Source organism: Prosthecobacter gellanilyticus (assembly GCF_007992435.1).
Taxonomy (GTDB): Bacteria; Verrucomicrobiota; Verrucomicrobiia; order Verrucomicrobiales; family Verrucomicrobiaceae; genus Prosthecobacter; species Prosthecobacter gellanilyticus.
This window is the reverse complement of record NZ_BKAG01000049.1, coordinates 1-13,802: the sequence shown is the minus strand read 5'-3', so window position 1 is coordinate 13,802 and position 13,802 is coordinate 1. Positions and strand designations below refer to the sequence as shown.

Genomic DNA, 13,802 nt, shown 5'->3' with positions numbered 1-13,802 from the left:
ATATATACAAGGCTACCTAACTAGGACCACTAGCGCAATCACTTCCCAAGCCTAACCAAAAGGTCCTTGCTCTCCACACTCTCGCCGATCTTGGTGCAGATTTCGGTGACGGTGCCGGCGGTGGGGGAGGCGACGGCGGCGAACATCTTCATGGCTTCGAGGGTGAGGAGGGTTTCGCCTTCCTTGACCTTCTGACCGACGGCGACGGCGATGCTGGCGACCATGCCGGGCATGGGGGCGCCGACCTGGAATTTGTCAGCAGGATCAGCCTTGGCCTTGGTGACGGCGTCTTTCGCGAGAGCCTTGTTGGTGACGGTGGTGTGGCGTGGGTAGCCGTTCAGCTCGAAGATGGCGGTCTGCTGGCCGTTCACATCCGGCTCGGTCATGTTCAGCAGGCGGACGAAGAGGGTCTTGCCCTCCTCAAGGTTGACGTTGATCTCCTCCTTGTCACGCAGGCCATAGTAATAGGCCGGGGTGGGGAGCACGGAGACGTCGCCATGAGCCTTGCGGAAGTCCGCGAACTTCAGGAACACGTCTGGATACATGAGGTAGCTCCAGACATCGTCCTCGGTGGGGTCCTTCTTGAGCTTGCCTTTGAGCTCGGCGCGCACGTCGTCGAGCTTGATCTTGGCGGCGTGGGTGCCGGGGCGGCCTTTGATGCGCTTGCCGTCCTTGCCGACGATGGCATCGGCCAGTTTGTTCCACTTCTTGCGGCTGTCGGCAGCCTTGGCAGGCTCCATGCCGTAGAAGGGTTCACCTAACCAACCTTCAAACATGCTGGTGACGTCCTTGCTCCACTTCGTGCCCTGGAGGCTGAAGATGTCGTTGGGCTTCACGCCGCGGGCGACGCACTCGATGGCGAGGTCGCCGACGACTTTGGAGGAAGGCGTGACCTTGACGATGTCACCACAGAGTTGGTTCACCTCCGCATAAGCGTGGGCGATCTCCGGCCAGCGGGCAGCCATGCCCATGCCGGTGGCCTGCTCCTTGAGGTTCGTGTACTGGCCGCCAGGCATCTCGTGAAGATAGACCTCGGCGGTGCCGTAAGGCTCGGCGGTGTCGAAAGGCTTGTAGAAGGTGCGGACAGCAGCCCAGTAATCGCTGAATTCCTGCAGCGCCTCGGTGTCGAGACCGGTGTCACGCGGCGTGTGCTGCATGGCAGCGACGATGGAGTTCAGGTTCGGCTGCGCGGTGCCGCCGGAAAGGCTGGAGATGGCGGCATCCACCACGTCCACGCCAGCGATGGAAGCCTCGAGGTAGCTGGAGGCGTTCAGGCCGCTGGTGTCATGCGTGTGGAAGTGGATGGGGATGCCCACCTCGTCCTTCAGAGCCTTCACCAGCTTCTTCGCGGCGAAGGGACGGACCAGGCCGGCCATGTCCTTGATGCAGAGCATGTGCGCGCCCATCTTTTCCAGCTCCTTGGCCAGGCGGACGTAGTACTTGAGGTCATACTTGTCACGCTTCGGATCCAGGATGTCACCGGTATAACAAAGAGTGCCTTCGCAGATGCTGTCCGTCTCCTCGCGCACGGCATCCATGGCGGCGGTGAGGTTGGGCAGGTAGTTCAGCGAGTCAAAGATGCGGAAGATGTCCATGCCGTTCGAGGCGGCATGCTTGATGAAGCCCTTCACCACGTTGTCCGGGTAGTTGGTATAACCAACAGCGTTGGAACCACGGAAGAGCATCTGCAGGAGGATGTTTGGCACCTTGGCACGGATGGAGCGCAGGCGGTCCCACGGATCCTCGCGGAGGAAGCGCATGGACACGTCAAAGGTGGCGCCGCCCCACATCTCCAGGGAGAAGAGGTTCGGCGTGCGGCGCGCCACGGCATCTGCCACGGCGAGCATGTCAAAGGTGCGCATGCGGGTGGCCAGCAGGGACTGGTGCGCGTCACGCATGGTGGTGTCCGTGATCAGGAGACGCTTCTCCTTGGCGACCCAGCCTTTGCAGAACTTCTCAGGCCCCATCTCGGTGAGGAGTTGCTTGGTGCCTTTCGCTGGCGCCACGCGGTGATCATACTTCGGCACCGGTGGTGCGGAGAAGGTGACGCCGGGCTTGTGACCTTTCGCGAAGGGATTGCCGTTCACGTTCACATCCGCGAGATAGCTGAGCAGCTTCGTGGCGCGGTCTTTGCGCGCGGTGAACTGCAGGAGCTGCGGATTGTTGTCGATGAAACGCGTGGTGGCCTGGCCGGCGCGGAACTCATCGTGATGCACCACGTTCATGAGGAACGGGATGTTGGTTTTCACGCCGCGGATGCGGAACTCGCGGAGGCCACGGTCCATGCGGTCCAAAGCCTGCTCATAGGTGCGGGCGAAGACGGTCATCTTCACCAGCATGGAATCATAGTAAGGCGTGATGACGGCGTTCGTGGCGCCGAGGGCGCCGTCCAGACGGATGCCGAAACCACCGGCGCTGCGGTAGGTGAGGATCTTGCCAAAGTCCGGCGTGAAGCCGTTCTCCGGATCTTCCGTGGTGATGCGGCACTGCACAGCATAGCCGCTTTTTTCAATATTTGGTTGGGCAGGAAGGGCGAGAGGCTCCTCATGCATCTTGTGGCCCTGGGCGATGAGGATCTGGCTGCGGACAATGTCGATGCCGGTGATCTCCTCGGTGACAGTATGCTCCACCTGAATGCGCGGATTCATCTCGATGAAGAACCACTCGCCACTTTCGTGATCGACGAGGAACTCGACGGTGCCTGCGTGCGTGTAGTTCACCTCCTTGGCAAGCTTCACCGCCGCATCACAGAGACCATCAATGATCTCCTGCTTCACGCCATAGCTGGGTGCCTGCTCGATGACCTTTTGGTGACGGCGCTGCACGGAGCAGTCACGCTCATGCAGATGCAGCACAGTGCCGTGCTTGTCCGCGAGGATCTGTACCTCGATGTGCTTGGCTTTCCCCACAAACTTTTCGAGGAAGACGGCGCCATTGCCGAAAGCGCGCTCGGCTTCCGTCTGCGCTTCATCCAGCAGCTTTTCCAGATCCTTGGCCTCACGCACGACGCGCATGCCGCGGCCACCACCACCGAAGGCGGCTTTGATGATGAGCGGGAAGCCGATCTTCTTCGCCACAGCGAGAGCTTCTTTGCGATCGCTGACAGGCTCATCCGTGCCTTCAAGGATCGGCACATTGAGCTTGCGGGCCACGTTACGGGCGGCGGTTTTGTCGCCCATCATGTTCAGGATCTTCGCATCAGGGCCGATGAAGATGATGCCAGCGTCTTTACAGGCCTTGGAGAAGTCCGGGTTCTCACTGAGGAAGCCGTAACCGGGGTGGATGGCATCCACGCCTTTCTCTTTGGCCAGGGTGACGATGCCCTGCACGTCGAGATAAGCGCCGAGAGGTCCCTTGTCCTTGTTCAGCTCATAGGCCTCGTCCGCCTTGAAACGATGCGGGCAGAAGCGGTCCTCGGCCGCATAGATGCCCACCGTGCGGATGCCGAGCTCTGTGGCCGCGCGCATGACGCGGATGGCGATTTCAGAGCGGTTCGCGACCATGAGCTTTTTGATCGGGCGGATGCTCGATTCGGCGGGCTTGCTGGCAGCGGCTTTGGCGGCGGACTTCTTGGGCATGGTGGGTTGGGTTGGGAAAGGGAAGCAGGTGCCGAGGTTGAATGCGGCGGGCGATTTTCCACGGCAGGCGTAGGTTTGCAAGACATGGACGGCACAGATTTTAGCGGAGATGCGTCCAGATGTGATCCTGGGCCGGTCACTCATCTCGCGGAATCCGTCTTGCGAAGACAAAGCCGTGTGCGACAGCTTTCCTCCGTCATGGAAAGCACACCTCCTCCTCAAGACGGCGGCGCACCTCAAATCGGTGCTACCGGGCCTACCAAAGATGAACGCACGATGGCCATGATCTGCCATCTTCTGTTCTTTGCGGGTTTCATCATCCCCTTTGGGAATGTCCTTGGACCGCTGGTCCTCTGGCTGATCAAGAAGGATACTATGCCGTTTGTGGATGATCAGGGCAAGGAGGTGCTGAACTTCCAGATCACGCTGGTCATTGTGGGGGCCATCTGCTTCATCACCTCATTCCTGATTCTTCCATTGCTGGTGGGGCTTGCGGTCTTCATCGCCGCAGTGGTCTTTGCCATCATCGGCACCATCAAGTCGAATGAAGGAGTGGCCTATCGCTACCCGTATATTCTGCGCCTGATCAAGTAAGTCCTCATGAGCCAGCCCGGATCCAACCAGCCCTCAACATCCACCACCTGGACGAACATCCGGGCCATGCTGCGGGCGCTGATGGACCTGCTGCTGGACTTCTCCTTCAAGCGCTTCGTCACGCCGCACCTGATCCGCCTGCTCTATGCGCTGAGCCTGGGTGCGGCGCTGCTGGCGGCGCTGACGTGGATGTTCAGCGGTGGCGGGGACCAGGGATGGCTCTACGGGATGTTCAAGTTCATCACCGGCCCGCTGGCCTTCCTGCTGTACATGATCAGCGCCCGGGTGATCATGGAGGTGGTCCTGGCCATCATTGAGATCGCGGAGAAGGTGCGGAAGATGTGAGGCTGGAATGTGAACAGACCGCCCTGCCAATGGTCACAAAGCTCTTACAACACACTCACCTGCAGCTGACGCATTCCCGACCAGACATGGCAGAATGCTAGCAGATAAAGGTGAGTTGAGTTCAGCTCGCCCCAAATCGCCCCTTTCTCGTTGGTATCCTTCTTGGCTGTTGGTCACCACGAAAGTTCTGAGGCGGGTCGCAAGACCCGCCTCAATCTGTTTTGAACTCATTCATTTTCGAGAATCTGGACACTCCGAAACTGAAAATTTTCGCAAACAGTTGAAATCGAAGCTTTAATTTTCAGTGGTGCGGAATAATTTCAATAGTTAAAGCTGCCTGACAGAAAACCCATTTCCTCCCCCGTGGCCCGAGACGATTCGACTTCCAGCTCCCCTCAGACTCCGGGAGATACGCGGATGAGGCCCGAGGTGGAAAACCCCTTCCTGAGTGATGTCTGCCGCTCCCCGTGGCATGCGGCTGAGTCCGTCCAAGGTCTGAACGTGGATGTGCTGGACCAGCTGGTGGATGTGGTCGGCGGCCGCAGCGCCGGGCCCATGATGCTGCTGACCGCACCCCGTGCTGGTTATGGCAAAACTCACCTGCTGGGCCGTGTGGCCGCAGCGGCGGCGAACCAGGCAGTGATCGTGCCGGTGGCCTTCAAGTCCGGTGACTCCCTCACGCTGGCCTCACTCTCCCGTCGCGGGATTGAATCTCTGGCCGACACGGCAGCCACTGCCGAGTTCCCAGGCTGGTCGCGCCTGCGTGAAGGTGCGGCCCAGGTGGTGATGGGCCTGCTGCGCCGGTTGATCGAGAACCGCCAGCTTCCCTGTGCCAATGCCGAGCAGGCGGTGCAGGTGCTGGCCGGGCCTGCGCATGATATCTTTGATCCCGCCGGCAAGGCCCGCCGCATCGGCGAATGGATCATCCAAAACAGCGAAGGTCTGCGCGGTCCTCTGGCCATGCTGGCTGCCCGCGATCTGCCGCTGCGTGCCGAGCTGCTGGACGGCTGGATGGGCGCGTTTCTGGAGCAGTCCATCTCCGGCGGTCTCAGCGGCGTGGCCGAGATGCAGGAACTGGCCAACACGGACAATGACACCGGCGTGCCCGCCTGGCTGCGCATCCTCGGACTCTGGCGGCCCGTGGTGCTGCTGGTGGATCATCTGGACGGTTTTTATCGCCACCCGGATGCAGGCGTGAAGATCGCCTCCATGCTCATGGAGCTGGTGGAGAGTCATCGCCTGCATGTGCTGCTGAGCCTGAACCAGGACGTGTGGCAGGCCACCTTTGGCCACCACCTGCCGAGCGCGCTGGAGGACCGTCTCACCGCCAGCCAGGTGCTCCTGCGCGGCCTGACCGAATCTGATGCCAACGACCTCCTCCGCCTGCGCCTGGACCAGTGCAAGCTGGCGGATGAGGAGAAGCGCGAGTTTGAGGAGTTTGTGAGCGTGAAGCGCCACTTCCTCGGCCGCCCGATCGGCAGTGTGTCCGCACGTGCGTTCCTGCGCCACTGCGCCCGCCAGTGGGAGATCTTCCAAAGTGCGCCGCCATCCCCTGTGGCAGCGGCACCGCTGGAGATGCCCATGGAGACATCAGTGGTGCTGCCAGAGATCCCCAGCACAGCCATCACGCCCAGCGCTCCGACACCGATTGTACTCGCCCCCAGCGAGCCGGTTCCAGCCAGCATCATCACGGAGGTGGACAATGCTTCCTCCATCCCGCTGATGACTGAGACGCTGCTGGATGAGGCTGGCAAAGCATCTCTGCCATCACTCTTCGATGAGACGACGGCCAGTGATGTGCAGACGATGGCTGAAAGCCTGGCCGAGCCGCGTCATGCGCTGCCGCAGGACGAACCCGTGGCATCTCGAAACACGACGCCGGAATCCGGCGACGGTGAAGCCAGCGAGGAAGACGAGCCCTCCGCGGCTCCGCAGAACATGCTCCCCGCGCCACTCGTCCGCGACGATGATGACGAAGACGACACTCCCAACCGCAGGGATTGGAAGAGTGTCCCGGGCAAGACGAGCGCGACATCGAACGGCTCTGCCACCCCCACAGCGGATGCCTTTGTGAAGCTGCGGGAGATGCTGGCGCAGCTCCGCCAGCCAGGTCAGACGGCGCTCGCGGCCACCACAGTCGCCAGCCCCGCGCCGGTGCAGGAATCCGAGTCTCCTTTCCGCACGCCAGCGTCTCCGCTGCATGCCATCGCGCATCCGCCATCACCCGCAGGTTCGCCCTTCCAGCCACCTCATTCTCCGCCCGTGCCAAAGGTGGGGACCGCACTGCCGCCTCCACGGCCCAAAACCAGCTCCCTGCCATCCCCCGCAGATGCGCTGCTCGGCCGTTTCCAGGCGCTGCGCCTGCAGCATCAGGCGGAGGCGCTCTCCCAGCCGCTGGACCATCCGCGCCTCGCAGATCTCATTCGCCTGGCCGGACGTCGCTTCCCGCTGGTGCGCTACAGCGAGCATGAACTGCCCGGCCTGCCTGGGCGCCATGTGCACTACTGGGCGCTGCAGGGTGTCGAGATCCTCTTCGGGCTCGCCCCTTTCACAGATGCCATGTATTGGCGCACGCTCTGTGGTTTCGCAGCAGGTCGTCTCACCGATCTTTTCACTCAAGCGGAGCGCGAGCGCCGTGTCCCGGCCAGGCTGAAGGTGGTGGGCTTCAAAACAGAGCGCGAGCAGCTCGCCTGGCAAAATCTGGTCCACCACCAGTTCCTGCCTGAGCCCATCCGCCAGATCACGGACATCGTGCATCTCGACACCGAAGGCCTGGCCTCTCTCTACGCCATGCAGCGCATCATCAAGGAGTCCGAAGCTGGAACGCTTCAGGCCGAGCCCGCGCAGGTGATCAGTGTGCTGGCCCGTGAGCTGGACTTCTTCTGGAAGCGCATCACGCGGGTGGTGTGAGCGGGCGTGCCCCATGCGTGTGACAAACCCCACACATAGCGGTCAACAACCTGGGAAAAACCAGCTTCGACCGCCCACACTCACGTAAAGACCTCCCTCTCTTGGTTCAAAGAACAAACCAGGCACCTGAACAGAGGAATGCGCGATAAACGCAGGACCGGGGAAACCATCGAGACAGCCAAGGCTCATGGCATGCCCCAAGAAGGCAAGACATGAGTGCTGGCCGCACGCCGGGCAGCCGAAATCAGCCCGCCCATGCTGCGGCCATGAAACGGAACAGTGGTCAAGGACTGCATCGACCTCCGAGCCACCATGGCAGAAAGGACATGTCAGCATGCTTTCCATCTCCGTCCGCTCAAAGGCCTAACATTCAGTTTAGAAAAAAATCAATCCATCCGGCGGATCAGCGTCTTCAGCACACCCTGAACCTGGAGTTCCTCATCCGGCATCAGATCCGGGAAGGCAGGATTTTCGGCACGCAGGAAGGCACGGCCATTTTCGACCAGATAGCGCTTCAGGGTGGTCTCGCCATCAATCAAAGCTGCGACGATATCGCGCGGACGAGGCTCCTTCACTTCGAGGATGGCGATGTCACCATCACAGATGTTCACGCCGATCATGGACTCACCGCGCACACGCAGGGCAAAGGCCTTGCTGCCACGATTCACGCCGATGGTCGCCGCATCCAAGGAAAGAGTGCCATCTGGCTCCTGCTGCTGCATCTCCGCATAACCGGCCGCGATGTGGCCATACAGGGGGATGTCCACGATCTCCTCACGCTGAAGATCCTCCGGGAACACCACGGCACGCGCTTTATGCGGATGACGCTGGATGACACCCTTCTTCTCCAACGCGCGCAGGTGGCTCATGGCCGCTGTCTGGCTGGAAAAGCCAAAGTGGCGCTGAATGTCACGCGTGCTGGGCATCACACCCTGCTCGCGCTGATGCTGGCGCAGATAGGCCAGAAGCTCTTGCTGACGGTCCGTGAGTTTAACGGGTGGAGCAAACATATATTAACTGTTCGCTCGTCCAGCGTTCTTTTGCAAACTGTTTTTTCGATCACCTCATTCCACTGGCACCGCCTGCGGTGCAGAGGTGCGCGGAGTCAGGACCTGGGTCGGGAAGGTGGGCTCCACCACATTGGAGGCGCGCATCGGCGCACCGACGGGTTCAAGGACGATCAACTGGCCCCTTTCGCGGCGCAGCTCCAAGCCGGCGGTCTTCAGCGCCGCGATGGCGTTTGGAATGGCCACTTTGCGCTCAGGTGCCACGACGGGGATGAGGTATAGAGGGGCGGCGGTGAAGCACTCACGGCTGGCGCGGATCTCGTCGCGGCTGGAGGATGGCGTCAGACCCAGCACCAGCGTCTCATGCGAAAACTGCTTCACGATCTCGTCAGACACGGGCTCCAGCTTGGAGAAAAACTTCTTCAGCCTAGGCACCAGATCGAAGTCCAGGTTGCGCTCCTCCGCCTTGATCAGCTCGCCAAAGAGAGCGCCCAGCGCATTGCTCGGTAGATCATCCGGACGGCAGTCCGTGGTGCCTGGAGCGGTGCGGCGGGCCATGTAGGCCGGGCCGCCTTCGCGTTCCCATTCGCGCACCAGCACCTGATAGCGGTTCGAGCCACGGGACACCAGCTTCGCCATGTTAAAGAAGCGCACCATGTCCACCGGACCGGCCAGCGTGGTGATGACATAGCGGTCAGACACCGGTGAGGCATCTGCGGAGTTCGTCAGCGCCTTGTCACGCATCACGCTCATCCGGTCGGACTGCGAGCGGCACAGTGGCCACATCGATGACTGCTGCGAGGCTTCCACCAAGCGATCCAGCGCGGTCACGGCACCTGTCTCGGGCTCAGCCACAGCCTTGGCGGGCTCCGCAGGCTTCTCCGGTGCAGCAGCAGGAGCAGGTTCAGTGGCGGGAGCAGCGGGTTGCGCAGGGACGGGAAGCTGGGCTTGAGCAGTCGCGACTGCGAAAACACACATCAGGGAGAGCTGGGAGAGGCGCATGCGGCGGATATTGAAGGCAGAGTGCGGAGCGAGCAACCGCCAATCTGTTCCACTTTGCGAAAGACAGATGCATCGGGATGATTAATGCTTCCTCGGGAAACTGAATGGCAAACGAAGCGGACATCTCCTGGACCCAGGCGCTGGCAGACTTTATCGCCAGCCAGACAGCCGTGGAAGCCGTGCGGCTGGACACCGAAGGACGGCGCGTAGAGGTGGCCACACTGGGCCCCGTGGACGAGACCCTGCTGCAGCAACGGCTCAACGAGGTGCTGCGCCTTCTCGACGAGAACCTGCCGGCCTCCGGATCACTTCACAGCCTGCAGATCACTCGCGGCGGACACTCGGTGCTGATGCAGAAGCCCACCTGCATCACCGCGCCGCGGTTCTGGCAATGGCGCGAGTTCGAGTGGCCCGAGGCGGAGGAGATCGAACGTCAGAGTGATGAGGAATGGCGGAAGCTGGCCGTGCAGGCCGCCGTCTGCGGGCTGGCCCTCGCCGCAGGGTGGGCGGCAGACCGCAGGCTGCATGCCCCGCCATGGTTGACATACAGTTTGTTCGGCATTTCAATGATCAGCGGCGGGCTGGACGCGGCCGGAGATGCCTGGGAAAAGCTGCGCCAAAAACAGCTCGACGTGCACTTTTTGATGCTCGCTGTGGCTGCTGGGGCCACAGCCGTCGGCGCATGGCAGGAGGGTGCCCTGCTGCTGCTGCTTTTCTCCACATCCGGCGCGCTGGAGCATTATGTGCTTCACCGCACCCACCGGGAAATTTCAGCACTCACCAAGGCCGCGCCGAAACATGCCCACCTCATGCAGCCTGACGGGTCGGTCGAAGATCGTCCCGTGTCCCAGCTCCGCGCGGGAGATGTCATCCAGGTGCGGCCTGCCGAGCTTTTTCCGGTGGATGGCACAGTCATTCTGGGGGACACCGCGGCGGATGAGTCCACCCTCACCGGCGAGTCCGTGCCGGTGGACAAAGGCAAGGACGCGCAGGTCTTCGGCGGCACGCTGAACCTCTGGGGCCTGGTGCAGGTCCGGACGGACAGGCCTGCCACCCAGAGCGCCCTGGCCCGGATCATCTCGCTCATCCAGACCGCCCAGCGCATGCGCGCGCCAAGCCAGCGCTTTACCGACCGCTTCGGCACCCGCTACACACTCCTGACACTCGGCACTGTTTTGGTCATGTTTTTGGTTTGGTGGCTCGCCCTCGGCGCGCGTCCTTTTACAGATGGTGAAAGCGGCCGGTCCGCCTTTTATCGCGCCATGACTTTGCTGGTGGTCATGAGCCCCTGCGCGCTGGTGCTCTCCATCCCCTCCGCCATCCTCGCGGCCATCGCCTGGGGGGCCAGACGCGGCATTTTATTTCGCGGTGGCGCCGCGATCGAAAAACTCGCCGAGGTGGACACCGTGGCCATGGACAAGACGGGCACACTCACGGAAGGCAATCTGCGCGTGGCCAGGGTGGAGAGCTTTCCGGCAGGCAAAGAGACCACCGTGTTGCAGCTCGCCGTCACGCTGGATGCCCACTCGAACCACCCCATCGCGCGGGCCATCACCCAGCATGCGAAGAGTCTTGGCATCCAGCCCGGCGAGCTGCTGGAGTTCCAGTCCATCCCCGGCCAGGGCCTGCGCGGGCGCACCAGCGATGGCGTGACCTATGCGGGTCGCCGGGAGCTCATGAGCCAGGGTGACTTCTCCCGCTGGCTCAGCCATGTGCCAGATGCACCGCCCGGATTTTCCGAAGTCTGGGTCCTCAGTCCCTCCACCATGGGCCGGGTGCTCCTGACGGATGAAATTCGCGAAGGCAGCCACGCCGTGCTGAAAGCTCTGTCCGCGGAGAAACTGCGCACCGTGATGCTCACCGGGGACAGGCGCGCGGCTGCCATCCAGGTGGCGCAAAAGCTGGGTGTCGCGGATGTGCGCGCAGGCCTGCATCCTGAGGACAAGGTGGCGGCCATCCAGGAACTGACCCGGGAGGGACATCGGGTGGCGATGGTGGGGGACGGTGTGAATGATGCACCTTGTCTGGCCGCTGCTCATGTCAGCATCGCCATGGGCGCGCGCGGCAGTGATGCCGCCATGGAGCAGGCGGACATCGTGCTGATGCAGGACCGGATTGAAAAGCTGCTCTCTGCCCGCCACATCAGCGCTTGTGCCAAGGCCGTCATCCAGCAAAACCTCGCCATCTCGCTAGGTTCCGTCATCATCATGGCCGTGGCCGCCGTTCTGGGCGTGGTGCCGCTCACCCTCGGTGTGCTGACTCATGAGGGCAGCACAGTGATCGTCTGCCTGAACAGCCTGCGCCTGCTGTTTGTGAAAGAACCCGCCCTCACGGCGCCGGCGGCCAGCCCAGACGATTGAGCTGGTTCTCCTGGCTCGCGGACCAGGCGTCCTTGTTCTCATAAAGCTGGCGCCGCGCTCCATTGCGCACGGACTCCTCCATGGGAGATCCTTTGTAGGCCAGCTTCTCCCAGAGATCCAGCGTCGCGCTGTCAGGCTGCACCGCCGCCAGCAGGGCCGGCAGATGGTTGCGGATCTCCGCATCCTGCGGTGGATCCACATGCAGCCAGGTCAGCAGCTTCAAATAACGCGCATCTTCCTTCGGCAGATCGGGTGTGGTGCCGGAAAGCAGGTTCTCCACATCCGCCCAGGTGCTCGTGCGGATGCGCCCTTGCATGTCCTGCACATCGGCATTGGCCGTGGCCAGACGGGCTGCTTCTTCCTTGCGCCAGGTCTCCTGCGGGGGTGCAGGTGCGTCGGGAGCAGACTCCACAGCCTTGAACTCCGTCACCATGTCATCCTCCGGCACGCTCTTCTTCAATTCATAGGGACTGATCCAGATCACCAGCGCCAGCGCAGCGGCGCCCACCAGCCCGCCCGCAAAGAAAGGCCAGGCATTCCAGACGATCACAGGTGCCGGCTCCGCCGTAAACATGGAGGCATGGGCATGAGCATGCCCGTGCATGTCAGACACGGGAGCAGCAGGCACCGGGGCCGCATGCGTATGGAGATGACTCTGCACCTGGGCATGAGTATGAACCTGCGGGTGAAAGTGCGCGTGTGCCGCAGCTTGAGCCAAAGCTTCTTCTTCCTGCTGGCGGCGCTCGGTTTCAACTTCCTGTTGCTCCCGTTCAGCCGCCCGTTGCGTGGCCACATCCCACCAGGCGGCGGGCACGATGTCCCGGAAAAGCTGGGTACCATCCTGTCCTGGGTGCAGATGATCTCCCAGCTCCTGCAGGGCGGCAAGCTCTGCCGGGCTTTCCCACGTCCAGGCCGTGCGCCGACGGCGCAGACGATGCTCATACAGATCCCGCGTCTCCTGGCTGGAACCGCACAGGATGCGGCCTGCGGCCAGCCAGAGCCGGGCTTCCACCAGACTCTCCTGGTGCTCCTCCTGAGCCTGCGGCTCGGCCAGCGTCAGCATCTGCTCCGCCTTCGTGTATTTCGTGATCGCCAGGGACGTGGCCAGTGCCAGCATCAGGTCCACCACCTCCGCGCTCTGGATCTTCGACTGCGTCGCCGCTAGCGCCTCTGCCAGTTTCGTCAACCTCGCCGAGTCTGAGTTCGCCGCCCATTGGAAAGCCACCGTCGTGGTCAGCGCCTGCTGACCGCTGGCCAGCTCGATGATCAGGTCCGGAATGCGCGCCATGGCGGCCAGCTCCACCTCCCGGTTTTCAAAGCTGTTCACGATGAACTCGCTGGCCGGCCCAGCCCACTCTGGCCGCACGTAGGCTTTGGCGCAAAAGTCCGCAAACGCTCCCGGCACGTTCTGATTTTCTGCCAAAGCCTTTCCCAGCGTTCGTGCCGCAGGATGAAGCTCCGGCGGCAGATCGCCGGGTTGGGGGAAAAGGTCACGCTGCTCTGCTTCCATGAATGACTCCATGTCTAGGCGGTGATGAGGAGGCTGGCAAGGTTGCTGTGATCACCCGAGAGGAGAACGTGCTCGGCGAGACCTGTCGCGCGCGCTCGCGACCACCACCAGCATCCCCACACTGACCAAGTCGGATCAGGTCGGATTGACTCGGATCACCCCGCGTCAACCTGCCCTGTCCTGAACCTCGTCAGCACTCCCACCCTGCCCCATCCATCCGCCCAACCAGGTCGGATCCAGTCGGATTCACTTGGATCGCCTCTCACCTAAACAACCGTCAACCGCCCCCCATTCGTCCCATAAGCCCCTATTCGACCTATCTTTGGATGAAGCCCCGAAACCGATTCACCTCAGAAACCATCGACCCGCCTTGATCCACCACGATCCACTCTCACCCCAGAGCTAATGCCGCTACGCAATAGGGGATGGCTGTTATCTTGTGCCTTGAGGGCCAAGGGCCCGACACTCCTCAGCCCAGGCCAACGGCCTGGGATTC

At 62.1% G+C, this 13,802-nt stretch carries 8 protein-coding genes; 4 read left to right on the top strand and 4 right to left on the bottom strand.

Annotated features, from left to right (window positions below; genetic code table 11):
* Positions 1-38: 38 nt before the first annotated feature.
* Positions 39-3,578, bottom strand: a complete 3,540-nt coding sequence (locus BGE01nite_RS23400; protein WP_174770059.1) for a pyruvate carboxylase — start codon at positions 3,576-3,578, stop codon at positions 39-41.
* 282 nt (positions 3,579-3,860) lie between these two features.
* On the opposite strand from BGE01nite_RS23400, the gene BGE01nite_RS29825 reads away from it, so the two are divergent.
* The 3 genes from BGE01nite_RS29825 (at position 3,861) to BGE01nite_RS23385 (ending at position 7,427) form a co-directional block, all read left to right on the top strand.
* On the top strand, positions 3,861-4,172 hold the full coding sequence (locus BGE01nite_RS29825) for a DUF4870 domain-containing protein (RefSeq protein ID WP_218033083.1): 312 nt from the start codon (positions 3,861-3,863) through the stop codon (positions 4,170-4,172).
* 6 nt (positions 4,173-4,178) lie between these two features.
* Positions 4,179-4,517, top strand: coding sequence for a DUF4282 domain-containing protein (locus BGE01nite_RS23390; protein ID WP_146854287.1), 339 nt, complete (start codon positions 4,179-4,181; stop codon positions 4,515-4,517).
* Between the two features lie 429 nt (positions 4,518-4,946).
* A complete protein-coding gene (locus BGE01nite_RS23385) occupies positions 4,947-7,427 on the top strand; it encodes a hypothetical protein (protein ID WP_146854285.1) in 2,481 nt (826 codons plus the stop codon).
* Positions 7,428-7,813: 386 nt separating this feature from the next.
* On the opposite strand, the gene lexA is transcribed toward BGE01nite_RS23385, so the two are convergent.
* Entirely contained in the window at positions 7,814-8,437 is a 624-nt protein-coding gene (gene lexA / locus BGE01nite_RS23380; protein ID WP_146854283.1) for a transcriptional repressor LexA, read from the bottom strand.
* A gap of 54 nt (positions 8,438-8,491) precedes the next feature.
* A complete protein-coding gene (locus BGE01nite_RS23375; protein ID WP_146854281.1) occupies positions 8,492-9,436 on the bottom strand; it encodes a hypothetical protein in 945 nt (314 codons plus the stop codon).
* Between the two features lie 104 nt (positions 9,437-9,540).
* Between BGE01nite_RS23375 and BGE01nite_RS23365 the strand changes: the two genes are divergently transcribed.
* Positions 9,541-11,796 carry a heavy metal translocating P-type ATPase gene (locus BGE01nite_RS23365; RefSeq protein WP_146854279.1) on the top strand — a complete coding sequence of 752 codons (2,256 nt, stop codon included), beginning with the start codon at positions 9,541-9,543 and terminating at the stop codon, positions 11,794-11,796.
* Here the strand turns inward: BGE01nite_RS23365 and BGE01nite_RS23360 are convergent.
* Positions 11,765-13,318 carry a hypothetical protein gene (locus tag BGE01nite_RS23360; protein WP_146854276.1) on the bottom strand — a complete coding sequence of 518 codons (1,554 nt, stop codon included), beginning with the start codon at positions 13,316-13,318 and terminating at the stop codon, positions 11,765-11,767. The genes BGE01nite_RS23365 and BGE01nite_RS23360 overlap by 32 nt on opposite strands.
* Between the last annotated feature and the right edge of the window lie 484 nt (positions 13,319-13,802).